The 26,734-nt window shown below is 73.0% G+C and carries 19 protein-coding genes and 2 tRNA genes; 14 read left to right on the top strand and 7 right to left on the bottom strand.

The window, feature by feature from the left end:
- The first annotated feature begins 1 nt into the window (after window position 1).
- Window positions 2-574 (top strand): GNAT family N-acetyltransferase, encoded by a 573-nt coding sequence (locus tag ACFYWQ_RS24060; RefSeq protein WP_389518917.1) that lies wholly within the window; start codon window positions 2-4, stop codon window positions 572-574.
- 108 nt (window positions 575-682) lie between these two features.
- Here the strand turns inward: ACFYWQ_RS24060 and ACFYWQ_RS24055 are convergent, their stop codons facing one another.
- Entirely contained in the window at window positions 683-1,567 is an 885-nt protein-coding gene (locus tag ACFYWQ_RS24055; protein ID WP_389518916.1) for a bifunctional DNA primase/polymerase, read from the bottom strand.
- A gap of 347 nt (window positions 1,568-1,914) precedes the next feature.
- Here ACFYWQ_RS24055 and ACFYWQ_RS24050 point away from each other — a divergent pair, with 347 nt between their 5' ends.
- The 3 genes from ACFYWQ_RS24050 (at window position 1,915) to ACFYWQ_RS24040 (ending at window position 4,864) form a co-directional block, all read left to right on the top strand.
- Window positions 1,915-2,229: a hypothetical protein gene (locus ACFYWQ_RS24050; RefSeq protein ID WP_389518915.1), complete on the top strand. Its 315-nt coding sequence runs from the start codon at window positions 1,915-1,917 to the stop codon at window positions 2,227-2,229.
- Between the two features lie 281 nt (window positions 2,230-2,510).
- Window positions 2,511-3,059: a SigE family RNA polymerase sigma factor gene (locus tag ACFYWQ_RS24045; protein ID WP_389518914.1), complete on the top strand. Its 549-nt coding sequence runs from the start codon at window positions 2,511-2,513 to the stop codon at window positions 3,057-3,059.
- 161 nt (window positions 3,060-3,220) lie between these two features.
- Window positions 3,221-4,864: a long-chain fatty acid--CoA ligase gene (locus ACFYWQ_RS24040; RefSeq protein WP_389519385.1), complete on the top strand. Its 1,644-nt coding sequence runs from the start codon at window positions 3,221-3,223 to the stop codon at window positions 4,862-4,864.
- 254 nt (window positions 4,865-5,118) lie between these two features.
- Here the strand turns inward: ACFYWQ_RS24040 and ACFYWQ_RS24035 are convergent, their stop codons facing one another.
- Window positions 5,119-6,381, bottom strand: a complete 1,263-nt coding sequence (locus tag ACFYWQ_RS24035) for an MFS transporter (RefSeq protein WP_389518913.1) — start codon at window positions 6,379-6,381, stop codon at window positions 5,119-5,121.
- 146 nt (window positions 6,382-6,527) lie between these two features.
- Between ACFYWQ_RS24035 and ACFYWQ_RS24030 the strand changes: the two genes are divergently transcribed.
- Window positions 6,528-7,130 carry a TetR family transcriptional regulator gene (locus ACFYWQ_RS24030; RefSeq protein ID WP_389518912.1) on the top strand — a complete coding sequence of 201 codons (603 nt, stop codon included), beginning with the start codon at window positions 6,528-6,530 and terminating at the stop codon, window positions 7,128-7,130.
- Between the two features lie 55 nt (window positions 7,131-7,185).
- On the opposite strand, the gene ACFYWQ_RS24025 is transcribed toward ACFYWQ_RS24030, so the two are convergent.
- Both ACFYWQ_RS24025 and ACFYWQ_RS24020 read right to left on the bottom strand, forming a co-directional pair.
- Window positions 7,186-12,045 carry a PAS domain-containing protein gene (locus tag ACFYWQ_RS24025; RefSeq protein WP_389518911.1) on the bottom strand — a complete coding sequence of 1,620 codons (4,860 nt, stop codon included), beginning with the start codon at window positions 12,043-12,045 and terminating at the stop codon, window positions 7,186-7,188.
- A gap of 317 nt (window positions 12,046-12,362) precedes the next feature.
- A complete protein-coding gene (locus ACFYWQ_RS24020) occupies window positions 12,363-12,842 on the bottom strand; it encodes an SSI family serine proteinase inhibitor (RefSeq protein WP_389518910.1) in 480 nt (159 codons plus the stop codon).
- A gap of 154 nt (window positions 12,843-12,996) precedes the next feature.
- Between ACFYWQ_RS24020 and ACFYWQ_RS24015 the strand changes: the two genes are divergently transcribed.
- Both ACFYWQ_RS24015 and ACFYWQ_RS24010 read left to right on the top strand, forming a co-directional pair.
- Window positions 12,997-13,087 (top strand) — tRNA-Ser (locus ACFYWQ_RS24015).
- 211 nt (window positions 13,088-13,298) lie between these two features.
- Window positions 13,299-13,371, top strand: a tRNA-Arg gene (locus ACFYWQ_RS24010).
- Between the two features lie 122 nt (window positions 13,372-13,493).
- Here ACFYWQ_RS24010 and ACFYWQ_RS24005 read toward each other — a convergent pair.
- Window positions 13,494-13,850 carry a carboxymuconolactone decarboxylase gene (locus ACFYWQ_RS24005; protein ID WP_389518909.1) on the bottom strand — a complete coding sequence of 119 codons (357 nt, stop codon included), beginning with the start codon at window positions 13,848-13,850 and terminating at the stop codon, window positions 13,494-13,496.
- Between the two features lie 302 nt (window positions 13,851-14,152).
- Window positions 14,153-15,241 carry a multiple monosaccharide ABC transporter substrate-binding protein gene (gene chvE / locus ACFYWQ_RS24000; RefSeq protein WP_389518908.1) on the bottom strand — a complete coding sequence of 363 codons (1,089 nt, stop codon included), beginning with the start codon at window positions 15,239-15,241 and terminating at the stop codon, window positions 14,153-14,155.
- Between the two features lie 932 nt (window positions 15,242-16,173).
- On the opposite strand from chvE, the gene ACFYWQ_RS23995 reads away from it, so the two are divergent.
- The 7 genes from ACFYWQ_RS23995 (at window position 16,174) to ACFYWQ_RS23965 (ending at window position 26,134) form a co-directional block, all read left to right on the top strand.
- The gene (locus tag ACFYWQ_RS23995) at window positions 16,174-17,073 is read left to right on the top strand and encodes a DUF2797 domain-containing protein (protein ID WP_389518907.1); all 900 of its coding nucleotides are present in this window, start codon (window positions 16,174-16,176) and stop codon (window positions 17,071-17,073) included.
- 243 nt (window positions 17,074-17,316) lie between these two features.
- Window positions 17,317-18,057 carry a response regulator transcription factor gene (locus tag ACFYWQ_RS23990; protein WP_385079160.1) on the top strand — a complete coding sequence of 247 codons (741 nt, stop codon included), beginning with the start codon at window positions 17,317-17,319 and terminating at the stop codon, window positions 18,055-18,057.
- Entirely contained in the window at window positions 18,054-19,691 is a 1,638-nt protein-coding gene (locus ACFYWQ_RS23985; protein ID WP_389518906.1) for an ATP-binding protein, read from the top strand. The genes ACFYWQ_RS23990 and ACFYWQ_RS23985 overlap by 4 nt, the downstream gene beginning before the upstream one ends.
- Window positions 19,692-19,705: 14 nt before the next feature.
- Complete coding sequence (locus ACFYWQ_RS23980; RefSeq protein WP_389518905.1) at window positions 19,706-21,208, top strand: glycosyltransferase; 1,503 nt, start codon at window positions 19,706-19,708, stop codon at window positions 21,206-21,208.
- The gene (locus tag ACFYWQ_RS23975) at window positions 21,205-23,496 is read left to right on the top strand and encodes an ArnT family glycosyltransferase (RefSeq protein WP_389518904.1); all 2,292 of its coding nucleotides are present in this window, start codon (window positions 21,205-21,207) and stop codon (window positions 23,494-23,496) included. The genes ACFYWQ_RS23980 and ACFYWQ_RS23975 overlap by 4 nt, the downstream gene beginning before the upstream one ends.
- A 244-nt stretch (window positions 23,497-23,740) precedes the next feature.
- Entirely contained in the window at window positions 23,741-25,273 is a 1,533-nt protein-coding gene (locus ACFYWQ_RS23970; RefSeq protein ID WP_389518903.1) for an MFS transporter, read from the top strand.
- A gap of 96 nt (window positions 25,274-25,369) precedes the next feature.
- Window positions 25,370-26,134 (top strand): TetR/AcrR family transcriptional regulator, encoded by a 765-nt coding sequence (locus tag ACFYWQ_RS23965; RefSeq protein ID WP_389518902.1) that lies wholly within the window; start codon window positions 25,370-25,372, stop codon window positions 26,132-26,134.
- A gap of 123 nt (window positions 26,135-26,257) precedes the next feature.
- On the opposite strand, the gene ACFYWQ_RS23960 is transcribed toward ACFYWQ_RS23965, so the two are convergent.
- A complete protein-coding gene (locus ACFYWQ_RS23960) occupies window positions 26,258-26,728 on the bottom strand; it encodes a PPOX class F420-dependent oxidoreductase (RefSeq protein WP_389518901.1) in 471 nt (156 codons plus the stop codon).
- Between the last annotated feature and the right edge of the window lie 6 nt (window positions 26,729-26,734).

The raw sequence follows: 26,734 nt of genomic DNA, 5'->3' as shown, positions 1-26,734 counted from the left end.
CATGTATCCGGTCACCCGCTCCGGTGCACGGCTGAGCCTCCGTGAGCTCGCCGTCGACGACCTCGACGCGGTGCACGCCGTTTACGGCAGCCCCGAGGCGACCGCGCACCTGTCGTTCGAGCCGCGCACCCGTGACCAGGTCGCCCGGATCCTGAGCCGGTCCGTCGCCGCCGCGACCGCAGCCCCGCGCACCGAGTACGCGCTCGCCGTGGTCGAGCGGGCGACGGACCGGCTGATCGGGTTCGGGCGTCTGGCCACCGACCCGCACCAGCAGGGCGGAGCCACCATCGGCTTCGCCCTGCGTCCGGACGCCTGGGGCGTGGGGTACGGCGTGGAGACCGTGCGGCTGCTGCTCGGCGTCGGGTTCGAGGACCTGGGCCTGCACCGCGTCTGGGGAGCGAGGTCGCCCCTCAACGAAGCCTCCGCCCGGACGATGGCGGCCGTCGGCATGGTCGAGGAGGGCGTGATCCGCGAGCACGTGCTGAAGGCCGGGGCCTGGCGGGACTCCGTCGTGCACGCGATCCTCGACCGCGAGTGGCGGTCCGCCGACGGGAGGGCGTCGGGGGAGCGCTGACGCGGACGGCGGCGGCGGCAGGGACGGCGGCGGCAGGGACGGGGGCGGCGGGGACGGGGGCGGGCGACTTCCCGTTTCCTCCCCCTCAGGTCTCCCGTCCCCGCCCCGTCAGGCTTCGGGCCCTCGCCCCGTCAGGCGTCGTGCCGACGCCACCGTCGCGCGTGCCTCGCGCTCCGTCAGTCCGGTGTGGACGGCCGCGGTGACGAGGGGCTCGGTGAGGGCCGGGCCGATGCCGTCCTCGTAGGCCCGGCAGGCCGCCCAGAACAGCCGGGTGTTGCGCTGGCCCTCGTGGGCGGCGAGGACGAACCGGACCAGGCCGCGCCCGTGGGCACCGCCCGGCGTCGGGGGCGTGGAGGGGTGCGGGCGGGGCGGAGGGAGCAGAAGGAGCAGGAGGGCGCGCGGGCAGCGTGCGGGGGCGAGGTGCGCGGTGCCGGGGGCGGTGGCGTACACGCCGTGTGCGGTGCGGGAGCCGGGGCCGACGAGGTAGCCGCCGGCGCCCCGGATGTCGATGCCGGGGGCGAGGCGGCCGGCCGAGTTGGGGACGGCGACGTCCGGTGGGCCGGTGAGCCAGAGGTGGCGGCCGCCGGACGGGGTGAGGACGACGACCGTGGGCGGGATCGTGAAGAGGTGGCGAAGGGCCAGTTCGCGCAAGGCGGCCGTGGAGTCCGCGCCGGGCTTGGTGTCCAGGTCGACGCCGATCAGATGGTGCGGGGGCAGGCCGCAGGCGATGCCGTAGCCGGTGGCCCAGGGGGCGGCGGCGAACAGTGCGCGCAGGCGCGCCGGGTCGGCGGTGGCGTCGTACACGCCATGGCCGGGGCGGCCGCACTCGCCGTGGCAGCGCGGGGCGGCCGGGTCGTCGCGGTGGGGGGAGCGCAGGGCCGGGAGTTTCGTCCGGGACAGGGGGATGACGGCCAGGCCGCGTTCGGCGGCCGCCAGGGCGTGGGCGAGGGCCGGCGGGGTGGCCTGCCGGGAGTGCCGGTCGGTGGTGGCCATGGATTCATGTTCGTACGCACGTTCGAGAAAGGGAAGAGGGGCGGGTGGCGACGCGCCGAAGGCGGCTCGAATCGGCCGGAAAGATGGCGGAACGCTTCATCTCTTGGGGGGCTTGGGGAGTGGGGTGTCCGGCTTGCCCGGAGTCGCGGTGTGCCGGGCAGGAAAAGGGGCGCAAGGGGTTTATCGACTTGTCATCACGCTTGCGTGCGAATGGCGCTGTCCGAGGTGGTTCGCCGGGATGCGGTGGGCAACTCTGGTCTCGCGACGTCGTCACAGCGCCGGGACGGTCGGCCAACTGCCTGGCGGAAAACCCTCATCCATGGTTTCCGGATTTCTGGAGGAACAACATGGCAAGCATCCGTACCGCCCGCGTCATCGCCGCCGTCTCCGCTCTTCCGCTGGCAGTCGCCCTGTTCACCGGCGTCGCGGTGGCGGACAACGGCGGCTTCGCGGACGACGGATCGAACGCGGGTGTCGCCAGCGTCGTGGGCAGCGGCGTCGGTGACGACAACAACGGCAACTCCTCCACCACGCAGCAGAACGCGGTCGGGTCGGGGGCCTCGAACCAGAGCAACACCGCGCAGGTCGACGACTCCGCCTTCACGTCCGTCAACCAGGGCAACAGCAACGTGGTGCTCACCTTCGCCCCGCTGTGGCTGTGACCCGCATGACCTGAGGGGGCGGTGCCCGGCCCGCCGATCTCCGTGTCGGGTGTGCTTCGTGGGGTGAACGCGTTCCTGCGCGGCGGTACTTCGGTACCGCCGCGCAGGCGCGTTCCACCCCTTCCGGCGGCCCGCGCCCCCCAGGGGTGAACCCCGGTGCGCCTCTCCCGCTCGTCCACCCTCAGGAGGTGGGGCGGGCCCCACTCCTACAACCTGAGGGGGACTCCGCTTCGGCACCTGCGGGCGATCCGCCGGGCCGGGGCGGCTCCTAGCGTGGAGGCATGACCACACCCGTCTGCACCAGCGCCTCGAAGGGCATGACGCGGCCCTCCCCGTACCCGTCCTTCTCGTCGTACGTCAGGGCCCGTCAGCCGGTGCTGCTGCGCACCGCCCGGTCGCTGACGGCGAACCCGAGCGACGCGGAGGACCTGTTGCAGACCGCGCTCGCCAAGACGTACGTCGCGTGGGAGCGGATCGAGGACCACCGGGCGCTCGACGGCTACGTCCGCCGGGCCCTGCTGAACACGCGTACCTCACAGTGGCGCAAGCGCAAGGTCGACGAGTTCGCCTGCGACGAGCTGCCGGAGCCGGAGCCGCAGCCCGGGGACGACGATCCGGCCGAGCGGCAGGCGCTGCACGACGCGATGTGGCGGGCGATCATGAAGCTGCCCTCCCGGCAGCGGGCCATGGTGGTCCTCAGGTACTACGAGGACCTCAGCGAGGCGCAGACCGCGGAGGTGCTCGGCGTCTCGGTGGGCACGGTGAAGTCGGCGGTGTCCCGCGCCCTCGGCAAGCTCCGCGAGGACCCCGAACTCGACGTCGTCCGGTGAGACGGCCCGGCGCGGACGCTTAGCGCACCGCGCCCCGAACGTGACCTGATCGATCGGCGCCCCCTAGTGACATACCGCGCGGTATGTGCGCAGAATCAGCGCAACCGTTACCACCGCGTAGGCAATGTCGCCGCACCTGGGAGGACGCCGTGCTGAGCACCATGCAGGACGTACCGCTGCTGATCTCGAGGATCCTGACCCACGGGTCCACGATCCACGGCACCTCGCAGGTGACCACCTGGACCGGCGAGGGCGCCCCGCAGCGCCGCTCCTACGCCGAGATCGGCGCCCGCGCGGCCCAGCTGGCGCACGCCCTGCGCGAGGACCTCGGGGTCGTCGACGACGACCGGGTCGCGACCCTGGCCTGGAACAACGCCGAGCACGTCGAGGCCTACTTCGCGATCCCCTCCATGGGCGCGGTCCTGCACACCCTCAACCTGCGCCTGCCCCCCGAGCAGCTCATCTGGATCGTCCACCACGCGGCCGACAAGGTCGTGATCGCCAACGGGTCGCTGCTGCCGCTGCTGGCCCCGCTGCTCCCGCACCTGAAGACGGTCGAGCACGTGGTCGTGACCGGCCCCGGCGACCGTTCCCTCCTCGCGGGCGCGAGCGCCCGGGTGCACGAGTACGAGGACCTCATCGCCGGCAAGCCGACCTCCTACGACTGGCCCGAGCTGGACGAACGCCGGGCCGCCGCGATGTGCTACACCTCCGGCACGACCGGCGACCCCAAGGGCGTGGTCTACAGCCACCGTTCGATCTACCTGCACTCCATGCAGGTCAACATGGCCCAGTCGATGGGTCTGACCGACCAGGACACGACACTGGTCGTCGTGCCCCAGTTCCACGTCAACGCCTGGGGCCTGCCGCACGCCACCTTCATGACCGGCGTGAACATGCTGATGCCGGACCGCTTCCTCCAGCCCGCACCGCTCGCCGAGATGATCGAGTCGGAGAAGCCGACCCACGCCGCCGCCGTGCCCACCATCTGGCAGGGACTGCTCGCGGAACTGACCGCCAGGCCCCGCGACGTCTCCTCCCTCACTCAGGTCACCATCGGCGGCTCGGCCTGTCCGCCCTCCCTGATGACGGCCTTCGACGACCTCGGCATGCGCGTCTGCCACGCGTGGGGCATGACGGAGACCTCCCCGCTCGGCACCATCGCCCGTCCGCCGGCCCACGCGGTCGGCACCGACGAGGAGTTCGCCTACCGCCTCACCCAGGGCCGCTTCCCGGCCGGCGTCGAGGCCCGCCTCACCGGTCCCGGCGGCGAACGCCTCCCCTGGGACGGCGAGTCCGCGGGCGAACTGGAGGTCCGCGGTTCCTGGATCGCCGGCGCCTACTACAACGGCCCCGACGCCGACCCCCTGCGTCCCGCCGACAAGTTCAGCGAGGACGGCTGGCTGAAGACGGGCGACGTCGGCACCATCTCCCCCGACGGCTTCCTCACCCTCACCGACCGCGCCAAGGACGTCATCAAGTCCGGCGGCGAGTGGATCTCGTCCGTCGAGCTGGAGAACGCGCTGATGTCCCACCCGGACGTCACCGAGGCGGCCGTCGTCGCCGTCCCCGACGACAAGTGGGGCGAACGCCCGCTGGCCACGGTCGTACTGAAGGAGGGATCCACCGCCGACTTCGAGACCCTGCGCGCCTTCCTCGCCCAGGAGGGCAAGATCGCCAAGTGGCAGCTCCCGGAGCGCTGGACGATCATCGAGGCGGTCCCGAAGACGAGCGTGGGCAAGTTCGACAAGAAGGTGCTGCGCCGGCAGTACGCGGAGGGGACGCTGGACGTCACGCGGCTGTGAACGGCGCGCGGTCAGGGGTGGTGCGCAGCCAGGGGCGGCGGCCATCGAACGGCGCGCGCGGCCACTGAACGGCGCGCGCGGCCACTGCACGGCGCACGGCCATTGAACGGCGCGCACGGCCACTGAAACGGCGCACAGCCACTGGGCGGGTCCTCGAAGGCCTGCCCAGTGGCTGCTGTGTTTCTCAGGGAGCCGTTGTCACGGCCGTACCGGCTCGGCCGTACCGTCACCGCCGTACCGGCTCGGCCGTACCGTCACCGCCGTACCGCGGTGGTCCCCCACCCCACCGCCAGCCACACCCCGGCCACCGTGACCACACCGCTCCAGCCCCAGTGGGTGAAGGCGAGGCCGGCCAGGGCCGAGGCGGTGGCGCCGCCGGCGAAGCCCGCGACGACGTAGGCGCTGTTGGCGGTGGCCGGCTCGGAGGTGGTGGTCAGGGCGAGGGTCTGGTTGGCGACGTGGGAGGCGACGAGGGCCGCGTGGATGGCGATGGCGGCCACGAAGAGCGCCGGCATCACCCGGCCGCCCAGCCAGAACAGCGGCACGGACACGGCGGCGAGCAGGTACGCGGTGCGGACGACCCGGGCGGCGCCGAAGCGGTCGACCAGACCGCCGGCGAGCGGTGCGACGACGCTGGCGGCGAGGCCGAAGAGACCGAAGAGGCCGGCGGTCGCGGTGGACAGGCCGTAGGGCCGGCCGGTCAGCAGCAGCGCCAGCGACGTCCACAGGGCGCTCCAGGCGCCGTACATGCCGGCCTGCCGCACGCACGCCCGCCACAGGTCGGACGAGTGGCGCACCAGGCCCGGCATGTCGCGCGGGCCGGTGAAGAGGCCGCCCGTGCGGCGTCGGCCGCGTTCGGAGGGCAGGGCGGCGGCGGTCAGCAGGCCGAGCGCGGTGGTGAGGACGGCCGCGCCGGCGAACACCGCCCGCCAGCCGAAGGCCTGCCCGGCGAGTCCGCCGAGGACGCGGGCCGCGACGATGCCGGTGAACAGCCCGGCGACGACCGCGGCGACATGGCGGGCGCGGTGGTGGGCGGGGGCGCGTTCGGCGACCAGCGGGACGAGCAGCTGCGGGACGACGGTCGCCGCGGAGGCGATGAGCACGGCGGCGGCGAGCGCGGTGGTCCCCGAGGCCAGGGCGCCGGCGACCAGCGCGGCCGCGGCGACGAGGGACAGCACGGCGACCAGCGGGCGCCGGTTGACACGGTCCCCGAGCGGGGCGAAGAAGAGCAGGCCGGCGGCGTAGCCGAACTGGGCGACCGAGGCGATCCAGGCCACCGCCGACGACGTGGAGCCGAAGTCCCGGGCGATGAGGGGGAGCAGCGGGGCCGCGACGTAGATGTTGCCGGCCGTCACGGCGGTGCAGACGGCGATGAGGGGGAGGAACAGGCGGCCGGAGAAGAGGCCGGTGCCCCGGGCGGGCGCCGGGGCCGGCCGGGCCGTGCGGCCCTGCTCGGTGTCCTGGACCCCCGGGGCCTGCGGGGCCTGTCGGGTCTGCTGCGGGGTGGCGGACGGCATGGCGGCGGATGCTCCTTCGAGTCGGCGCTGAGTGCCGAGCACTGATAACCAACCAGTTGGTTGGACGAGGGGAGGAACAGTCTCGAACGGCCGTCCATTCCCTGTCAACCAACCAGTTGGTTGCCTGGCGTGGCTACCATGTCCCCATGGCAACGAGCAGCCCCCGCGGCACCACCCCTCGCGACCCCGAGGCCACCAAGGCGCGCATCTTCGAGGCCGCCGTCGCCGAGTTCGCCCGGTACGGCATCGCGGGCGCCCGCATCGACCGCATCGCCGCCGAGGCCAGGGCCAACAAGCAGCTCATCTACGCGTACTTCGGCAACAAGGCGGAGCTGTTCACCCAGGTCCTCGGCCGCTGCATGGTGGACCTCGCCGCCTCCGTCCCCGTCGACCCGGACGACGTCGAGGGCTGGATGGACCGGCTGATGGACTACCACGCCACCCACCCCGAACTCCTGCGCCTCCTCTACTGGGAGGGCATCGAGTACGGCACCGCCGACCTGCCCGACGAGACGGAACGGCAGGAGCACTACGCCCGCAAGGTCGCCGCCGTCCAGGACGGCCAGGACCGCGGGGTGATCAGCGACGCGATCCCGGCCCGCGACCTGATGTTCCTGCTGGTCGCCCTGGCGAACTGGGCCACCGCCGTACCGCAGATGAGCCGCATCCTGGTGGGCGGCGAGGACGACGACCGCGCCCGCCTGCGCGCCTCCGTGAAGGAGGCGGCCCGCAGGCTGGTCGCGCTCTAGCCGTCCGGCGCCGCGCCTCTTCGGACCAGATCCTGGCCGACGGCCGGGCCACCACTCAGTTGGTGCCGATCCGCGCGAGCAGGTCCACGATCCGGGACTGGACCTCCGCGCTGGTGGACCGCTCCGCGAGGAACAGCACCGTCTCGCCGGAGGCCAGCCGGGGCAGGTCCGCCTGGTCGACGGCGGCCGTGTAGACGACCAGCGGGGTGCGGTTGAGCTGCTGGTTCGCCCGCAGCCAGTCGACGATCCCGGCCCGGCCCCGGTGCACCTGCATCAGGTCCATCACCACCAGGTTCGGCCGCAGCTGCGAGGCGAGCGTGACCGCGTCCGCGTCGCTCGCCGCCCGCGCCACCTGCATCCCGCGCCGCTCCAGCGTCGCGGTCAGCGCCAGCGCTATCTCCGCGTGCTCCTCGATCAGCAGCACCCGCGGCGGATGCTGCTCACTGTCCCGCGGGGCGAGCGCCTTCAGCAGAACGGCGGGATCGGCGCCGTACGCCGCGTCGCGCGAGGCCTGTCCGAGCCCGGCCGTGACGAGCACCGGCACCTCGGCGGCCACCGCGGCCTGCCGCAGCGACTGCAACGCGGTCCGCGTGATCGGTCCGGTCAGCGGGTCCACGAACAGCGCGGCCGGGAAGGCGGCGATCTGCGCGTCGACCTCCTCGCGCGAGTGCACGATGACGGGCCGGTAGCCGCGGTCGCTGAGCGCCTGCTGGGTGCTCACGTCCGGAGCCGGCCACACCAGCAGCCGGCGCGGGTTGTCCAACGGCTCCGGCGGCAGTTCGTCGTCCATCGGCTGCGGCCGCGGCGGGTCCGCCACCTCGACGGCACCGCCCGGCCCGTCGAGCGGTTCGGGCCCTTCGGCGGCGTTCTCGTCCGGCGCTCCTATGGCGTACGAACGGCCGACGCCCTCGGTCCCGGGCGCGGGCCGCACCTGTCCGGCCGGCGCCTGCCCGGGCAGCGGCTGCCCCGCGAGGGACGGCTGCGGCACGGCCGGCTGCGGAGCGACGGGCGCCGCCGCTGCCTGGGGCCCGGCGGCCCGCGGCACGGGCGCCTTCGGCACACCGGGCTGCGGTACGGCGGGCTGCTCGGCCGACGGGTGCGGGCGGGCCGTCTGCTCCGGTCGCGCGTCCGGGTCGGGCGGCGTGCCCAGCTTGCGCCGCCGCCCTGAACCGCCGGGGGAGTGCGGGGCCGGGGTGGCCGTGGACGGGGGCACCTGCGCCTGCGGGACCTGCGGGACCTGCGGAACCTGCGGGACCTGCGGGACCTGGGCGGCCTGGCGGGTGAAGGGCACGCCCTGGCCGAGCGTGCGGACGCTGATCGACCGGCCCTGCGTGGAGTTGGGGTCCACGCCCGCGGCGGCTGCGGCTGCTGCCGCGGCCGCCGCGGATTCGGCGGGCAACGGCTGCGCGGCCCGCGTCTGCGCCGGTGCTTGCGCTTGCGCTTGTGTCTGCGCCTGTGCCTGTGCCTGTGCGACGGCCTCGGGCGGGAGCGGGGTGCCCGTGCTCGGGGTGTTGGTGCTCGACGGCGCGGTGCCCGGGGCGGGCGCAGCGGGGATCCCGGCCGCGGCGGCCGGGACCGCTTCGGCGGGCAGGGGCTGCCCCGGAGCGGGCGCCCGGCCTGCGGGAACCTGCGCGCCGGGGGCCTGGACGGAGTCCTGCGCGGGCACGCCGACCTGCCCCGACGCCGGCGGCAGCGGAGCGCCCGCGGGCTGAGCGAGGGCGGCCGGTTGTCCGGGCACCGGCTGACCGGCGGCCGACGGCTCCGGCAGGGGCTGCGCGGGCGAGGGCCGGCCGGGCACCGGCTGACCGGGAACCGGCTGCGCGGGTACGGGCACGCCGACTTGCGAACGAGTCGCCTCACCGGCCCCGCCGGGCTGCTGTCCGACCGCGGCCCGCTGCCCCGGCACCGCTCGACCGGCACCGTCCTGGACCTGGGGCTGCCCCTCCACCTGGGCCGCCTCCGCCGACGGGGACACCGCCCGGCGCCGACGGCCGGTCGGAGCGTTCGTCGGATGCGGCTGCGGCGGCGTGTGGTCGTCGTCCTGGTCGTGCGGTACGGCGTCGTGCCGGCCGTGGTCGTTCGACACGTCCTCGGCCACGCCCGGAACGGGCGCCACGGCCTGCGACGGAACGGGCACCTGCCCCGGCACCGGCAGCTGTCCGGGAACGGGAACAGGAACGGGCACCGGCTGACCCTGCACGGGCACCGGCTGACCGGGAACCGGCACCGATTGACCGGCAACCGCCACCGGCTGACCCGGAAGAGGCACCGGCTGACCGGGAAGGGGAAGCGGCTGCCCGGCAGGGGGAACCGCGCTGACCCCCGGGGGCACGGGAGAGGTCCCGGGAGGTACGGGAGAGATCCCGGGCGGCACGGCGGCCGGAACCTGCCCCACGGCCTGCCCCCCGGCCTGCGCCTCGACGGCACCGTCCGGTCCGTCGGACGTCCGGTCCGCCTCGGCCGGCGGCAGGGCGAACACCGTACGGGGCCCCGCCTCCTGCGCGGCGGCCCGTTCCGTCGCCGCGGCCAGCGCGCGCCGTCGGCGTCCCGTCGGCTCCGCGCCCTCCGCGCCCTCCGCGGGATCCTGCGCCTCGCCGCCGACGACCGCGGGCAGGGCGGCCGGCAGGGCCTGCGGTTCGTCCGCGGCTCGACGTACGGCGGACTGGGGCACTCCCTGCGGCGGAACGGTGCCGCCGAGGCCCGTACCCGACGCGGCGGTGCCCGCCGCGTGTTCGGCGGCCGTCACGACGGCCCCCTCGGCCACCCCCGTTCCGGCGCCACCGCCCTGACCGGCCGGTTCGGCCGGCCGTCCACGCCGTCGCCCGGTTCCTCCGGCTCCACCGGTGGCTCCGTCGGCGCTGCCGGGAGCCTCCACGTCGTCCACCGGACCGATGGCCGGCACCTCGTCGGCGGCCAGGGCACGCCGGCGACGCCGTCCGGTCGGCGCGACGGACTCCGCCTCGGCACCGTCGGCCGCGCCGGCGCCCGGGCCCGCGACCTCGCTCTCCAGGAAGGCGTCGACGGACGACCGCCGGGCCCGCCGCCGCCCCGCGCCGGAACCGTGCCCGGCCTCGGCACCCTCCGCGGCGCCCGCTTCCGCCCTCTCGGACGTCATCGCCGGCACCTGGCCCTGGACCGGTGCCTCGCCCGCCACCGCCGGCACCTGGCCCTGGACCGGTGCCTCGCCCGCCACCGCCGGCAGGGCGACCGCGCCGCCACCTGCCGCGGCGGCCTGTCCGGCGGCGACCGCTCCCGCGCCCCCGCCCAACGGCACTTCGAGGACGTACGCGTTGCCGCTCATCCCCGGCACCTCGTGCGTCTGGAGCACACCGCCGTGCGCCCGCACGATCCCGCGCACGATCGGCTCGTGCACCGGGTCGCCCCCGGTGTACGGCCCGCGTACCTCGATCCGGACCACCTCACCGCGCTGCGCGGCGGCGACCACGACCGTGTTGTCCATGTAACCGCCCGCCGAGACGGGCGCGTTGCCGGTGGCGTCGACGCCCGCGACGTCGGCCACCAGGTGCGCGAGCGCGGTCGCGAGGAGCCGCGCGTCGACCTCGGCCTCGATGGGCGGCGCGTGCACGGCGAACTGCACCCGCCCCGGCCCGACGAGCTCGACGGCCCCGTCGACACCGGCGGCGACGACGGCGTCGAGCATCACCTTCGTACGGTGGATGCCCTCACTGCCGGCGTCGAGCCGCTGGTAGCCGAGGACGTTGTCGATGAGGGTGGTGATGCGCGCGTAGCCCGCCGAGAGGTGGTGCAGCACCTGGTTGGCCTCGGGCCACAGCTGCCCCGCGTCGTCCGCGGCGAGCGTGGACAGCTCGCGGCGCAGCTCGTCGAGGGGCCCGCGCAGCGACCGCCCCAGCAGGGTCAGCAACTGCTCGTGCCGGGCGGCGAGGGCCTCGTACCGGTCCTTCTCCCGCTCCCCCAGGGCGGCGTAGCGCTCCTCGCCGGCGGACAGCTCCTCCGCGTGCCGCTCGCGCAGCTCCTCGAGCTCGGTGACGTGCTGCTGGCGCAGGGCGGTGAGGTCGGAGGCGTGCTCCTCGGAGAGCGTTTCCAGCTCGGCGGCGTGCTTCTTCTCGAGGGCGTCCTTCTCCTCGGCGAGGGTGTCGAAGGACCGCCGGTCGGTGAAGGTCATCACGGCGCCGACCAGCTGGTCGCCGTCCCGCACGGGCGCGGTCGTCAGATCGACGGAGACCTTGTCCCCCGACTTCGACCACACCACCTGCCCGCGCACCCGGTGCTTGCGCCCGGACCGCAGGGTGTCGGCGAGCGGCGACTCGTCGTACGGGAAGGGCGAGCCGTCGGCGCGCGAGTGCAGCATGAGCGTGTGGAGCTCCTTGCCGCCGAGATCGCTCGCCCGGTAGCCCAGGATCTGCGCGGCGGCCGGATTGACGAGCACGATCCGCCCGTCGGTGTCCGTCCCCACGACGCCCTCGGACGCGGCCCGCAGGATCATCTCGGTCTGCCGCTGGGAACGCGCCAGCTCCGCCTCGGTGTCGACGGTTCCCGACAGGTCGCGTACGACGAGCATGAGCAGCTCGTCGCTGGCGTAGCCGTAGCTGTCGTAGGCCTGCTGCCCGTTCTCCAGGTTCGCGCTGGTGACCTCGACGGGGAACTCGCTGCCGTCCGTCCGCCGCGCGACCATCCGCGTCGGCTTGGTCCGGCCGCGCGGATCCATGTGGTCGGGCCGCCGCATGGACCCCGGGATCAGCTTGGAGTCGAACTGCGGCAGCAGATCGAGGAGCCCCCGGCCGACGAGCGCGGTACCGGGCGCCTCGAACGCCTCCAACGCGATCGTGTTCGCGTTCACGACGGTCCCGTTGGCGTTGACCAGCAACAACGCGTCGGGAAGCGCGTCGAGTATGGCTGCGAGGCGAGCAGCGCCTCGGGATGGCCTGCTGCTCACGAGTCGCTTCCTCCCTGTTACCGCACCTTGCCGACCGCTCGGGCCATCTTGCCAACCGTCCCGCAGCGTGTCACGCGAGGGAGTCTAAGGGCTGGGGCGGCGCTCGGGGCGCCGGATGAGAGGGAGCTCGCACGACGAGGTGACACGGAACCCGTGACCACCCGCTCCGGCTGCGCGGCACCTTCGCGCGACGTTTACGGGACGGGTGCCTCTGCCATGAGCGAGCTGTGCGAGCGGCGGAGGCGGTCTCGGACGCGGCACGGACGCGGTCACAGCCGCGGTCACAGCCGCGGTCACGGACGCGGTCACAGCCGTGCTCACCGTGCGACGGCCGGCCCCACGTCCGGCAGCAGCGGCACGAACCGGTCCCACCGCTCGATCTCGCACCCGTCGCGGCGGTCGTACGTGGTGTCGACGGTCCGCCCGGCCCAGCGCCCGGTGACGCGTGCGGTGGCCGGCCCGCCGTACTGCATGGTGCACATGCTGCCGTCCGGCACCGGCGCGAAGACGTCCTTGCCCCACCGCGTGTTCCGGTCCACCGCCCGGCAGGCTCCGGGCGCGTCCGGGTGGCTTCCGCGGTCCGGACGGCAGTACACCTCGAACGTGCCGTCCAGCCCCCGTCCCGCTCCCTTCACGACGACCGTGAGGTGATCACCTTCCCCCCGCGACGCGTGCGCCACGGCCGGCCCGGGGCCGACGGCCAGGGAGCCGAGGAGGACGGAAACGGCGGAGAGGGTGAGGCCGAGCCGACGGAACGGCGTGACCTGGACCGCGGTGTCGAGTGCGACGGGCAACATGCCCTGACTAACGCCTCGACCACGACGACGTTCCGCCCCGCGAAGTCTTTGCCCTGCGGCCCGACTGCCTAGTACCGTAGAGGCCGATTGGTGACACGACGCTCGACTGTGTCATCATCTGCACGCACCACTCGCACACGCGAGGGGATGTGCTGGAGGCGTCGCCTAGTCCGGTCTATGGCGCCGCACTGCTAATGCGGTTTGGGCCTTAAAGCCCATCGAGGGTTCAAATCCCTCCGCCTCCGCCCTCACCCGAAGCCCCGGTCCTCCCGACCGGGGCTTCGTCGTTGCCCACCGGAACCCTCCGGGAACCCCCCTCGTGGACGTTTCCGCAGGTCACAACGGGTGTGGGAATCGGATTTCACATGACGGCGGCAGTCATGTAATGTTCTTCCTGTCGCCGCGAGCGGGCCGGAAGGGCCGGGAGCGGAAAGACAAAAAAAAGAAAAATGACAAGCACTCGTAGCTTAACGGATAGAGCATCTGACTACGGATCAGAAGGTTGCAGGTTCGAATCCTGCCGAGTGCACACAGGCGAGAGGCCCCGGAGAGATCCGGGGCCTCTGGCGTTTCATGGGCGTACGGCAGCGACGTACAGCGCCCGCGACCGGACCCCGTCGCCGCTGCGGCGGGCCGTCAGGCTGGCCCCCGTCAGGGATTGCCGCGGCTGTGGGCTTCTGCCTCGGCTATGGCCTCGGCCTCGGCTTCGGCCAGCGCGATGGCGACACCGAACGCCTGAGCGATGTGGGTCGCCGCCGACATGACGCGTGCCGTCCCCACGACGGGAGCGATCGCGACGAGGAGATCCTGCAACTGCTCGACGGTGAAGTCGGCCTTGATCGCGGGGTCGATGTGGGCCATGTAGGAGATCGCCGGCGCGTCCATGGCCACGAGTGCGGCAATGCGGGCTTGGATCAGCGACCGCTTGTCCATGTGGCAATGTTCGATGGAGTCGATGGTCATGGCGGCGATCGTGTCGATGACGGGAGTCTCAGACGCAGTGGCCATGTCCGGACCGCCTTCCGGTGCGGTGGGAAGCCGGACGCGCACCCCGCTGATCGCGGGAATCCCCTGCGCGCCGGGCGATTTGCCCCTCAAGCGTAGGCAGCCCCGACCGGTGCCGCGCGTCGAGCCGGACGTCCGGACCGAGCGTCCGGACCGGGCGTGCCGACTCCGCACAGGTGACAGGACAGGTGACAGGACAGGGGACAGGCACGCGTCCACCGCTGACGGGAGCCGTCGTGCGGGCGCCGTCAGCGGGCCGGCCGCCGGGAGCGTGCACCGGGGTTCCGCCCCGGCCGGGCGTGCGGCTACTTGAGGTCGGCGTCCGTGTAGTAGCCGCCCGCGATCAGGACGTAGTCGTAGTTGGTCTTGTCGACGCTCGTCGGTTGCAGCAGGTAGGCGGGGACGGCCTTGATGCCGTTGTTGTAGGCCCTGCGGTTGTTGATCTTCGGCGTCTTGTCGTTGAGGATGTCGTCGGCCATGTCCGCGGCGACCTCGGCGAGCAGGCGGGGGTCCTTGAAGACGGTCTGTGCCTGCTGGTCCGCCTTGATCGACTTCACCGAGGCCAGTTCGGCGTCCTGCCCGGTGATGATCGGGAGGGGCTTGTCGCCGGAGCCGTAGCCGTCCGCCTTCAGCGCGGACAGGATGCCGAGGGACATGCCGTCGTACGGCGAGAGGACCGCGTCGACCTGTCTGCTCCCGTACGACTCGGCGAGGATGCTGCTCATGCGCTTCTGCGCGGTGGCCCCGTCCCAGCGCAGGGTGGTGACCTCGTCGAGCGCGGTCTGGCCGGACCGGACGACCAACTGGTCGCTGTCCAGGTACGGCTGCAGCAGGTGCATCGCGCCGTCGAAGAAGTACTTGGTGTTGTTGTCGTCGCTGGAGCCGGCGAACAGCTCGATGTTGAACGGACCCTTGCCGTCCTCCAGGCCGAGCTGGTCGATGATGTAGCGGGCCTGGAGCCGGCCGACCTGCTCATTGTCGAAGGAGACGTAGTAGTCGACGTTCTCGGTGCCGAGGATGAGCCGGTCGTAGGAGATCACCGGGATGTCCGCGGCGGCGGCCTGCTCGAGCACGTCGTTCAGCGACTTGTTGTCGATGGCGGCGATGATCAGTGCGTCGACGCCCTGCTTGATCAGGTTCTGGATCTGCGAGACCTGGGTCGCCGGGTCGTCCTCGCCGTAGACCAGCTTGGCCTGGTACCCCTTGGCCTTCAGGTCGTCGACGACGCTCTTGCCGTCGATGATCCAGCGCTCGGAGGCCTGGGTCGGCATGGCGATGCCGATGGTGCCGCCCTCGGAGCTCGCCCCGACGTCCTGGCTGCCGCAGGCGGACAGGACGAGGGCGAGGGACGTGGCTCCCGCGAGGGCGGCGAGGGCGGCTCTTCGGTTGCGCATGGTGATCGTTCCTGGTTCTTCTCGTCGTTGAGAGGATGACGGCGTATCAGACCGGTGCCGAGCGGTGGTGCGCGATGGAGCGGGCCGGGGCTTGGTGGTGAGCAGGGGGCGTGCGGCGGGCGTGCCGTGCTCGTTCCCGGGCGGTGTGCGGGGGCAGTGCCGTAGGGGTTCCTTACGGCCGGGTGCCGGGTGATCTGGACGGGTCGTCCGTCGGCTGGAGCGGTGTGCCGCGGCGGATCCGTCCGGCGGTCCCGCGGTGCCGAGGTGATGGGGGGCCAGGTCGGCGGACTCGTCGCTCGAGCCGGTGCTCAGGGGTCGCGGTGTTCCGCGGAGCGCCGGTCGGTGTGTCGGCGTCCGTGCGGGCGGTGCGGGCGTCGGCGCCGGTACGGCCGGGCACCCGGGGCTCGCCGGCTCGTGTGGTCCCTCTGCCGGTGTGCGCCTGTACGTACGTCAGGCCGCATAACCGCGTCGCGGACACACGTGTGCTCTTTCCGGGGATGCGCAGGGCACTCGCCTTTCAACCGTTCGAAATACCGTCACGCAGGCGGGGAGTTGGCGTGGCGTGTGACCCTAGGAGCGGGTGTGCAAGCTGTCAACGGAATGGACAGAAACTGTGTGAGGAAGGTGTTGAGGGAGGGGCTGGTGTGATGTGGGGGATCGCTTCGGTCTCCGGCGGAACCCCCTGTTGAGGCGCCTGGTGGTCGTGGCGGTCCGCTCTCGGCCGAGGGGGTGAGGGTGAGGAGGGGGCCGTCACCGGTGCCCTCGTGGGCGCGGGGGCCCGGGACCGGAGGGCCGAGTTTTCCGGCCCTCGTGGGCAGTCCGCCCGGCGGGACGGGGCACGCCGTCGGGTGTGCGGCGTCGCGAGGAGGGTGGGGTGCGGGGACGCCCGAGTGAGGGGGCGTTGTCAGTGGCGGGGCCTACCGTGGTGGGTGATGGCACGGGTGTGGAGGTGCACGGGGCTGCGGTGGTCGGCGCAGGGTCCCGTGCTGATGTGGGACGGCGGGCGCCGCAGCCCGCTGTCGTGGGGGAAGCGGGTGGCCTTCGGGGTCGCGGAAGGGGGTGTGCGCGGATGTGTGGGGGCTCGGGGGCATCCGTGTCCGGTGCGGGCGGTCGTGCCGGGGAGGAGCGCGGGGGCCCGGTGCGAGGAGTGCGCGCGGCTGGACCGGGCGCACTCCGTCGCCGCCGACGGGATCGCCGACGACCCCCGGCCGTACCGCGTGTACCTCGCCTGGTTCGGGCCCGGCCTGGTCAAGGTCGGGATCACGGCGGTCGAACGGGGGACGGCCCGGCTGCTGGAGCAGGGAGCGGTCTGCTTCAGCTGGCTCGGCACGGGCCCGCTGATGGCCGCCCGGCGTACGGAGGAGCTGCTGCGGGCCGCCCTGGGCGTGCCCGACCGGATCCCGTACGCCGAGAAGCGGGCGGTGCGGGCGGCGTTGCCGGAGGGTGAGGCGGAGCGGGCCGCCGAGACGGCGGAGCTGCATGCGCGGGCCGTCGCGCTGACCGGCTGGCCGGAGACGCTCGTCCGCGAGCCCTTCCGGGCCGTCGACCATGTCCACGCCTTCGGGCTCGCCGGGGCCCCGCCCGCCGTCGCGGAGGTGAGTGAGCTCGTCGCCGGGGCCGCGGTCGACGGGGAACTGCTGGCGGCCGCCGGACCGGATCTGCACCTGGTGACCGCGCGGGGAGTCGTCGTGCTCGACACCCGGCTGATGAGGGGGTGGGAGCTGGTGCCGGTGACGGCCGACGGCGGCGAGGGGACACCACGGCTGCCCCCGCCCCTGCCCCTGCGGCAGCTCAGGGGAGAGGGGCGGCGGCTCCAGGACGGGCTGTTCTGACCCGGCGCAGAGCTGTTCTGACCCGGCGCAGATGAGAGCGGGCAGGTCCGGTGACAGCTTTTTTTAAGGACTTCGGTCGAGTAATCAGGACATCCGTCCCCCTGAAAGGGGTGGGCAAAGCGGTCGATAGATGAACAAAGAGAGTGCTTGTTAGGTCTTTCCTAAGAGCTGCCTGTGTGTTTCTCAGGAAAATCACAGACAGCGAAAAGCGTGCTCTCAGAGGACGGCGACATGGTGTCCTCCATGACCACGACCTCGCCCCAGGGGCGCACCGAACTGCTGAGGCCGGACGGGAGCCCCGTCCGAGTGCTTGTGGTGGACGACGAACTGTCGATCACCGAGCTGCTGTCCATGGCCCTCCGCTACGAGGGATGGCAGATCCGCAGTGCGGGGGACGGCACGGGCGCCATCCAGACCGCGCGCGAGTTCCGCCCCGACGCCGTCGTCCTGGACATGATGCTGCCCGACATGGACGGACTGACCGTCCTCGGCCGGCTGCGGCGCGAGCTGCCGGACGTCCCGGTGCTCTTCCTGACCGCCAAGGACGCGGTCGAGGACCGGATCGCGGGTCTCACCGCCGGCGGTGACGACTACGTCACCAAACCGTTCAGCCTGGAAGAGGTCGTCGCCCGGCTGCGCGGGCTCATCCGGCGCTCCGGCGCCGCCGACCGCCGCTCCGACTCCGTGCTGGTCGTCGGGGACCTCACCCTCGACGAGGACAGCCACGAGGTCTCGCGCGCCGGGGTGAACATCCACCTCACCGCCACCGAGTTCGAGCTGCTGCGCTTCCTGATGCGCAACCCGCGGCGCGTGCTCAGCAAGGCCCAGATCCTCGACCGTGTGTGGTCGTACGACTTCGGCGGCCAGGCCAATGTGGTCGAGCTCTACATCTCGTACCTGCGGCGCAAGATCGACGCGGGGCGTGAGCCGATGATCCACACCCGGCGCGGCGCCGGTTACCTGATCAAGCCCGCGGCGTCATGAGCGGGCGACGACGGCCGCGTCCGCAGAAGCGACGAGCGGGACAGCCGCGCACCCTGCGGACCCGGCTCGTCGTCGCGTCCGTGGCCCTCATCGCGGTCGTGTGCGCGGTGATCGGCACCGTGACCACCCTCGCGCTGCGGTCCCACCTGTACGAGCAGCTGGACAACTCGCTGCGCGAGGCCGCCATGCGGGTCTCCGGCGGACCGGTCGGCCTGGACGGGGAGCAGAAGGGCGGCGGCAAGGACGGCGACGGCACCATGGTGCCCGAGCAGGCCAAGGCGACCGACCTCGCCGACTTCGTCACCCGCGCCCCGCAGCCGAGCGGCACCCTCGCGGCCAAGGTCGACAACGGATCGATCACCGACGCCAAGATCGGCGAGAAGTCCAACGACGACCAGAACATCCCGCGGCTGAACGACAAGGCCCTCACCGAGACGCAGATCAAGGCGCTCGGCACGGTCGCCCAGGACGAGAAGGAACACACCGTCGAGATCCCCGGTCTCGGCGACTACCGGGTCCGCTTCGTCCAGGGCAACAACGGCGACTACTACGTCGGCATCCCGACCGACGAGGCCGACAACACCATCACCACCCTCATCGTCGCCGAGGTGTGCGTCACGGCGGCCGGTCTGGTCGCCGCCGCCATCGCCGGCTTCGTCCTCGTCAGCGTGGCCACCCGTCCGCTGCGCAAGGTCGCCGCCACCGCCACCCGTGTCTCCGAGCTGCCCCTGCACACCGGCGAGGTCCACCTCAGCGAGCGCGTCCCGGAGTCCGAGACCGACGCGCACACCGAGGTCGGCCAGGTCGGGGCCGCGCTCAACCGGATGCTCGACCACGTCCACGGCGCCCTGCACGCCCGCCAGCAGAGCGAGATGCGGGTCCGCCAGTTCGTCGCCGACGCCAGCCACGAGCTGCGCACGCCCCTCGCGTCCATCCGCGGGTACGCCGAGCTCACCCGGCGCGGCCGGGAACAGGTCGGGCCGGACACCCGGCACGCCCTCGGCCGGATCGAGTCCGAGGCCGGCCGGATGACCCTGCTCGTCGAGGACCTCCTGCTGCTCGCCCGCCTCGACGCGGGCCGCCCGTTGCAGTTCGAGCAGACCGACCTGATCCCGCTGGTCGTGGACACCATCAGCGACGCCCGCGCCGCCGGCCGGGACCACGTCTGGCGGCTGGACCTGCCCGACGAGCCGGCCCTCGTCTCCGCCGACGCCGCCCGCCTGCAACAGGTCCTCGTCAACCTGCTCGCCAACGCCCGCACGCACACCCCGCCCGGGACGACCGTCACCGCACGCGTGCAGCGGCGCGGCCCGTGGCTGTGCGTGGACGTCCAGGACAACGGCCAGGGCATCCCGCCGGACCTGCTCCCGCACGTCTTCGAACGCTTCGCCCGCGGCGACTCGGCGCGCTCCCGCTCCACCGGCTCGACCGGCCTCGGCCTGGCCATCGTGCAGGCCGTCGCGACGGCGCACGGCGGTGCCGTCACCGTGGACAGCGTGCCCGGACAGACCGTGTTCACCGTGTATTTGCCCGCGCTTGCCCCGCCCGTTCCCCAGCCGGCCGCCGAAACGAACTGGCAACTTGACTCACAGGTACACCACAGTGCCACCACATGGGTGCAACAGGGCACTTGACGAAGGTCGTTGACATGCGAACCGACTCTTCTCCCGGCACCCTGCCGGCGCGGGAGCACCTCCCGGCCGACGCAGCCGGTACGCCTGTCCTGGACGTAGTGATCCCCGTCTACAACGAGGAGAAGGACCTCCAGCCGTGCGTCCTCAGACTGCACGACCACCTGGCGCGGACGTTCCCGTACCCGTTCCGCATCACCATCGCGGACAACGCGTCGACCGACACCACCCCCGACGTGGCGCGGCTGCTGGAGTCGCGCATCCCCGAGGTGACGTCCTTCCGGCTGGAACAGAAGGGCCGCGGCCGTGCGCTGCGGACCGTCTGGTCCGCCTCGGACGCCCCGATCCTCGCGTACATGGACGTGGACCTGTCCACCGATCTCAACGCGCTGCTGCCGCTGGTGGCGCCGCTGATCTCCGGCCACTCCGACCTGGCGATCGGCTCGCGGCTGAACCGCAGCTCCCGCGTGGTGCGCGGCGCCAAGCGCGAGTTCATCTCCCGCTCGTACAACCTGATCCTGCGCGGCTCGCTCCAGGCGCGCTTCTCCGACGCGCAGTGCGGGTTCAAGGCGATCCGCCGGGACGTCGCGCAGATCCTGCTCCCCCTGGTGGAAGACACCGGCTGGTTCTTCGACACTGAGATGCTGGTCCTCGCCGAGCGTGCCGGTCTCCGTATCCACGAGGTGCCGGTCGACTGGGTCGACGACCCGAACTCCACGGTGCACATCGTGAAGACGGCGACCGACGATCTGAAGGGGGTATGGCGCGTGGGCCGGGCACTGGCCACCGGCTCCCTGCCGCTGGACCGGCTGACCAGGCCGTTCGGTGACGACCCCCGCGACCGCGAGATCATGGACGTACCCAAGGGACTGGCCCGGCAGCTCGTCGGGTTCTGTGTCGTCGGTGGCCTGTCCACCCTCTTCTACCTGCTGCTCTACAGCGGCTTCCGGCAGTTCACCGGTTCCCAGTTCGCCAACGCGCTCGCGCTGCTCGTCTCCGCGATCGCCAACACGGCGGCCAACCGCCGGCTCACCTTCGGGGTGCGCGGACGCGCCGGCGCCGCCCGTCACCAGGCCCAGGGCCTGGTCGTCTTCGGCATCGGCCTCGCGCTGACCAGCGGCTCGCTCGTCGCCCTCAACGCGGCGACCTCCGACCCGGCGCACTCCACCGAACTGGCCGTCCTGATCGCCGCCAACCTCGCGGCGACCGTGCTGCGCTTCCTGCTCTTCCGGGTGTGGGTCTTCTCCGACCGGCGGGAGGGCGAGAGCCGGCCGACGCACGTCGTCGCCTCCTCCGTCCCGGTGCCGACGGCGTACCCGGCCGGCGGCGCCCCGCAGGCACCGGTGGCACAGGCACAGGCACCGGTGGCGTACGGCCACGGCACGGCCCACGGCGCCTACGCACCGCACGACCCCACCCAGTTCCGCGCCGGCGAAGCCGCGGACGGCACCTGGAGGGACGCCACCATGCAGTTGCAGCCGGTGCGCCCCCACGACACCGATCCGAGGGACGCCCGATGACCACCGACCTCGACCGGACGGACTCCTGGAGCCGGCCGGAGACCGTGACCCCCGAGGGGCACGACCCGGCCCACACGGCTGATCCATCCCACACGTCTGATCCACCCCACACCGCTGATCCGGCCCACCCGTCCGATCCGGCCGGCCCGGCCCCCGAGGCGGGGGAGCCGAAGCAGCCCCTGGCGCGCCGGCTGTGGCGCGGCCGTCCCGAGGACCCGCGCTGGGTGCGCCCGGCCTTCCTCGGCCTGCTGCTCGCCACCCTCGTCCTCTACCTCTACAACCTCAGCGCCTCCGGCTACGCCAACTCCTTCTACTCGGCGGCCGTCCAGGCCGGCAGCCAGTCCTGGAAGGCGTTGTTCTTCGGCTCGCTGGACGCGGCCAACGCCATCACCGTCGACAAGCCCCCGGCCTCGCTGTGGCCGATGGCGCTGTCGGTGAAGGTCTTCGGCCTGAACTCGTGGGCGATCCTCGTTCCCGAGGTCCTGATGGGCGTCGGCACGGTCGCCGTCGTCTACGCGGGCGTGCGCCGCCGGTTCAGCCCGGCCGCCGGTCTGATCGCGGGCGCGGTGCTCGCGCTCACCCCCGTCGCCGCGCTGATGTTCCGGTTCAACAACCCGGACGCGATGCTGGCGCTGCTGATGGCCGTGGCCTGCTACTTCGTGACCCGTGCCCTGGAGGACGGCCGCACCAGGTGGCTGGTGTGGGCGGGTGTCGCGATCGGCTTCGCCTTCCTCGCCAAGACGCTCCAGGCCTTCCTGATCCTGCCGCCGCTGGCCGTCGTGTACGCGGTCTGCGCGCCGGTGTCGCTGAAGAAGCGTTTCGGACAGCTGGCCGTGGCCACCGGGGCGCTGGTCGTCTCCGGCGGCTGGTGGGTCGCGATCGTCGAGCTGTGGCCCGCCTCCTCCCGCCCGTACATCGGCGGCTCGCAGAACAACTCCTTCCTGGAGCTGACCTTCGGCTACAACGGTCTCGGCCGCCTCAACGGCGAGGAGACCGGCAGTGTCGGCGGTGGTGGCGGCGCCGGCGGCGGCACCGGCCAGTGGGGCGAGACCGGCTGGGACCGGATGTTCAACTCCGAGATCGGCGGCCAGATCTCCTGGCTGCTGCCGGCCGCGCTGATCCTGCTGGTCGCGGGCCTGGTGGCGACCCGCCGGGCGAAGCGGACCTCGGCGACCCGGGGCGCGTTCCTGGTCTGGGGCGGCTCGCTGCTGATCACCACGGTGGTCTTCAGCTACATGGCGGGCATCTTCCACCAGTACTACACGATCGCCCTCGCCCCCTACCTGGCGGCCGTGATCGGCATGGGCGCCGGCATCCTGTGGGAGAAGCGGTCCGAGCTCTGGGCGGCGATCACCCTCGCCGCCGCCTCCGTGGCGGCCGCGGTCTGGGGATACGTCCTGCTCAACCGCACCTCCGACTACCTGCCCTGGCTGAAGTGGCTGGTCCTGGTCGGCGGTCTGGCCGGCGCGCTCGGCCTGGTCTTCGTGGGGCGGCTGTCCCGGCAGCTGGCCCTCGCGGCGGCGGCCGTGAGCGTGGTCGCGGCGCTGGCCGGACCGACGGCGTACACGCTGAGCACCGTGAATTCCGCGCACACCGGCTCGATCCCGACGGCCGGCCCGTCGGGCGCGTCGATGATGGGCGGCGGACGGGGCGGCGGTCCCGGCGGCGGTGGCGGCATGGGCGGCGGTATGCCCGGCCAGCAGGGCCAGGGCCAGGGCCAGAACGGCGGTGGCTTCCCGGGCGGTGGCTTCCCCGGCGGTGGCTTCCCCGGCGGCGGTATGCCCGGCCAGAACCAGCAGAACGGCAACGGCACCACCCAGAACCAGCAGGGCCAGGGCCAGGGTCAGCAGGGCAACGGCTTCCCCGGTGGCCAGACCGGCGAGGGCGGGGGCATGGGCGGCGGCGGTGCCATGGGCGGCCTGATCAACGGCGCCACGGTCACCGACGAGGCGAAGAAGCTGCTGGAGGCCGACTCCGACCAGTACACCTGGGCCGCGGCGGCGATCGGCGCCCAGAACGCGGCGAGCTACCAGCTGGCCACCGGCGAGCCGGTGATGGCGATCGGCGGCTTCAACGGCACCGACCCGTCCCCGACGCTGGCGCAGTTCAAGCAGTACGTCGCCGACGGCAAGATCCACTACTTCGTCAGCAGCGGCTCGGGCGGTGGCATGGGCGGCAGCAGCGACGGCACCTCGTCGCAGATCACCGAGTGGGTCGAGGCCAACTTCAAGCAGGTCACGGTCGGCTCGGCCACCTTCTACGACCTCACGCAGAAGGCGAGCGACTGAGGCACGCAGGACAACGGGTTCGCAGAAGGGGGGGGGGGGGGGGGGGGGGGGCCCCCCCCCCCCCCCCCCCCCCCCGGGGGGGCGCCCCCCCCCCCCCCCCCCCCCCGGCCCCCCCGGGGGGGGGGGGCGGGGGGTTCCCCCCCGGCCCCACCGCCCTTTTCCGTCGGGCGCGGTCCGCTTTCCGTCGGGCGGGCCCGGCATTAAGCGCTGTACGCCGTATAGGAACTCCTCTACGGTGTACAGCATGCCCGCCTCGCACCCGGCTCCCCGTCCCTCTCCCCACCCCTCCCCCCGGCCCACCGCCGACTCCCCCGAAGGCCACCCCCAGCGCTGGCTCATCCTCGGGGTGATCTGCCTGGCCCAGCTCACGGTGCTCCTCGACAACACCGTCCTGAACGTGGCGATCCCCTCGCTGACCCGGGAGATGGACGCGGCCACCTCCGACGTCCAGTGGATGATCAACGCCTACTCGCTGGTGCAGTCCGGTCTGCTGCTCACCGCGGGCAGCGCCGCCGACCGCTACGGCCGCAAGAAGATGCTGATCACGGGCCTGGCACTGTTCGGCGCCGGGTCGCTGGTGGCCGGCCTCGCCGGGACCAGCGGCCAGCTGATCGCCGCGCGCGCCGGCATGGGCGTCGGCGGGGCGCTGCTGCTGACCACCACCCTCGCGGTGGCGATGCAGATCTTCACGCCCGCCGAGCAGCCAAAGGCCATCGGCATCTGGTCCGCGGTGAACGCGCTGGGCTTCGCCACCGGCCCGCTCATCGGCGGTTTCGTGCTCGACCACTTCTGGTGGGGCGCGATCTTCCTGATCAACCTGCCCGTCGCGGCCCTCGGCCTGGTCGCGGTCGTGGCCCTGGTCCCCGAGTCCAGGAACCCCCGGGGCGACCGCCCCGACCTGCCGGGCGCCCTGCTCTCCACGATCGGCATGACCGCGCTGGTGTACGCGATCATCTCCGGCCCCGAGCACGGCTGGACGTCGGGCCGGGTGACGGCCACGGCGGCCGTCGCGCTCGTCGTCCTGGCCCTCTTCGCGTACTGGGAGAGCAGGATCCCGTACCCCATGCTCGACCTGGGCTTCTTCCGGGACCGCCGGTTCACGGGAGCCGTGGCGGGCACGGTCCTCATCACCTTCGGCATGGGAGGCGCGCTCTTCCTGCTCACCCAGCACCTCCAGTTCGTGCTCGGCTACGGCCCGCTGGAGGCCGGCCTGCGCACCGCGCCGCTGGCGCTGGCGGTCGTCGCCCTCAACTTCACCGGTCTGTCCGCGAGGTGGACGGCGCGGCTGGGGACGCCGGGGTCGATCCTGCTGGGCATGGTGCTGATGTCCGGCGGTCTGGTGGCGATCGCCCTCCTCGCGGCGCGGGGCTACGCCGGCACCCTGCTCGGACTGGTCCTCATCGGCGTCGGCGCGGCGGTCGCCAACCCGGTGATGGCGCACGCCGTCATGAGCGCGATCCCGCCCGCGAAGGCGGGAGTGGGGGCCGGGATCAACGGCACGCTTGCCGAGTTCGGCAACGGACTGGGCGTGGCGGTCCTCGGGGCCGTGCTCACCTCCCGGTTCGCGGCGCTGGTCGCGGTGGGCGCGGCGTCGCTGCCCGCGGCGCTCGCCGCGGCGGACTCGCCCGGCGAGAAGGAGCGGATCACCGACGCGTTCTCCTCCGGGCTGGTGACCAGCCAGCTGGTCGGAGCGGTGGCCGTGCTGCTGGGCGGGGTGGTGGCGGCCGGGCTGCTGCGCAGGGCGGAGCGGACGGAGGCGGGGGCCCTGGCCGCGTGAAACGACGCCGGCGGGCAACACACCTAGCATCGTCACCATCGTCACCGGTGACCGACTCACCTCACCGGACTCACCGGACTCGGAGGAAGGTGCCCCATGGGACAGGCTGCTGCCGGCAAGGCCGCGCGGGCCAGCGTGTGGCTGGACGACAGGGCACGCCGACGTGGCCGCGGGGGCGGGCAGCCGTCGGGCCTCGACCGGCGGCGGATCACCGAGGTTACCGTGCGGCTGCTGGACGCCGAGGGGCTCGACAGGTTCTCCATGCGGCGGCTGGCGGCCGAACTGAACGTCACGGCGATGTCCGTCTACTGGTACGTCGACACCAAGGACGACCTCCTCGAACTCGCCCTGGACGCGGCCTTCGGCGAGCTGGAGCTGCCCGACCCGGCGGCCGGGGACGCGGACTGGCGCGACCAGCTGCGGGCGCTGGCCACGGCGTACCGCACGCTGCTGGTGCGCCACCGCTGGCTGTCGCCGCTCGCCGGGCGCTACCTCAACGTCGGCCCGAACTCCCTCGCGTTCTCCCGCACGGTCCAGCAGGTCGTCCGCCGCACCGGCCTGCCCGCGCACCGCATCACGAGCGCCATCGCCGCCGTCTTCCAGTTCGTGTACGGCTACGGCACGATCGAGGGCCACTTCTTCGGCCGGGTCGCGGACACGGGCATGACCGCGGACGAGTACTTCCAGCACGCCATGACCTCGGTGACCGAGGCCCCGCAGGCCGCCGAGGTCGTGGCGGAGTCCCGGGACCTGATGGCGGCGCGCGGCGGGGACACGGTCGCCGAGATGCTGGACCGGGACTTCACCTTCGCCCTCGACCTGCTGGTGGCGGGCATCGAGGCGATGGTGGACCGGGGCTGACCGCTCGGCCACCGCGGTGACGGGCGACCGGACTCCCCCCACCCGGACCCCCACCCGGGGCCCGCCCCCGATACCGCGTCCCGATCCCTCGGACAGCCGCTCGGCCGGCCCCTCGGGCGGCCCTTACGCCTCCGGAGCCAGCCGCGCCGGGAAGCCGCCCGTCGCCACGGGACCCCACCGCTCCGGCGTGATCCGGATGATCGACTTCCCCTGCTTCAGCATCGCCTCCCGGTACTCGTCCCAGTCCGGGTGCTCACCGGCGATGTTGCGGTAGTACTCCACCAGCGGCTCGACCGAGTCCGGCGCGTCGACGACCTCGGCCGTGCCGTCGACCTGCACCCACGGTCCGTTCCAGTCGTCGCTCAGGACGATCACGCTGACCCGCTCGTCGCGGCGGGCGTTGCGGGTCTTGGCGCGCTCCGGGTACGTGGACACCACGATCCGGCCCGAGTCGTCGACCCCGCAGGTCAGCGGCGAGCCCTGGGGGCTGCCGTCGGCCCGCCGGGTGAGCAGGATCGCGCGGTGGCGGGGGCGTACGAAGTCCAGCAGCTCGTCGAGGGTGACGGAGGTGTTGGTCGCGATGTTCGGTGCCATGGAACC

Origin of the sequence: Streptomyces sp. NPDC003247 (assembly GCF_042888135.1) — a bacterium.
Lineage (GTDB): Bacteria > Actinomycetota > Actinomycetes > Streptomycetales > Streptomycetaceae > Streptomyces.
Note: the sequence above shows the minus strand (reverse complement) of the source record. Positions and strands in the feature narration are given on the sequence as shown.

Excerpts from the sequence above, each read along its gene's own strand:
- ACFYWQ_RS24060 (WP_389518917.1), top strand. The coding sequence starts at position 2 with ATGTATCCGGTCACCCGCTCCGGTGCACGGCTGAGCCTCCGTGAGCTC.
- ACFYWQ_RS24055 (WP_389518916.1), bottom strand. The coding sequence starts at position 1,567 with ATGGCCACCACCGACCGGCACTCCCGGCAGGCCACCCCGCCGGCCCTC.
- ACFYWQ_RS24050 (WP_389518915.1), top strand. The coding sequence starts at position 1,915 with ATGGCAAGCATCCGTACCGCCCGCGTCATCGCCGCCGTCTCCGCTCTT.
- ACFYWQ_RS24045 (WP_389518914.1), top strand. The coding sequence starts at position 2,511 with ATGACCACACCCGTCTGCACCAGCGCCTCGAAGGGCATGACGCGGCCC.
- ACFYWQ_RS24040 (WP_389519385.1), top strand. The coding sequence starts at position 3,221 with ATGCAGGACGTACCGCTGCTGATCTCGAGGATCCTGACCCACGGGTCC.
- ACFYWQ_RS24035 (WP_389518913.1), bottom strand. The coding sequence starts at position 6,381 with ATGCCGTCCGCCACCCCGCAGCAGACCCGACAGGCCCCGCAGGCCCCG.
- ACFYWQ_RS24030 (WP_389518912.1), top strand. The coding sequence starts at position 6,528 with ATGGCAACGAGCAGCCCCCGCGGCACCACCCCTCGCGACCCCGAGGCC.
- ACFYWQ_RS24020 (WP_389518910.1), bottom strand. The coding sequence starts at position 12,842 with ATGTTGCCCGTCGCACTCGACACCGCGGTCCAGGTCACGCCGTTCCGT.
- ACFYWQ_RS24005 (WP_389518909.1), bottom strand. The coding sequence starts at position 13,850 with ATGGCCACTGCGTCTGAGACTCCCGTCATCGACACGATCGCCGCCATG.
- chvE (WP_389518908.1), bottom strand. The coding sequence starts at position 15,241 with ATGCGCAACCGAAGAGCCGCCCTCGCCGCCCTCGCGGGAGCCACGTCC.
- ACFYWQ_RS23995 (WP_389518907.1), top strand. The coding sequence starts at position 16,174 with ATGGCACGGGTGTGGAGGTGCACGGGGCTGCGGTGGTCGGCGCAGGGT.
- ACFYWQ_RS23990 (WP_385079160.1), top strand. The coding sequence starts at position 17,317 with ATGACCACGACCTCGCCCCAGGGGCGCACCGAACTGCTGAGGCCGGAC.
- ACFYWQ_RS23985 (WP_389518906.1), top strand. The coding sequence starts at position 18,054 with ATGAGCGGGCGACGACGGCCGCGTCCGCAGAAGCGACGAGCGGGACAG.
- ACFYWQ_RS23980 (WP_389518905.1), top strand. The coding sequence starts at position 19,706 with ATGCGAACCGACTCTTCTCCCGGCACCCTGCCGGCGCGGGAGCACCTC.
- ACFYWQ_RS23975 (WP_389518904.1), top strand. The coding sequence starts at position 21,205 with ATGACCACCGACCTCGACCGGACGGACTCCTGGAGCCGGCCGGAGACC.
- ACFYWQ_RS23970 (WP_389518903.1), top strand. The coding sequence starts at position 23,741 with ATGCCCGCCTCGCACCCGGCTCCCCGTCCCTCTCCCCACCCCTCCCCC.
- ACFYWQ_RS23965 (WP_389518902.1), top strand. The coding sequence starts at position 25,370 with ATGGGACAGGCTGCTGCCGGCAAGGCCGCGCGGGCCAGCGTGTGGCTG.
- ACFYWQ_RS23960 (WP_389518901.1), bottom strand. The coding sequence starts at position 26,728 with ATGGCACCGAACATCGCGACCAACACCTCCGTCACCCTCGACGAGCTG.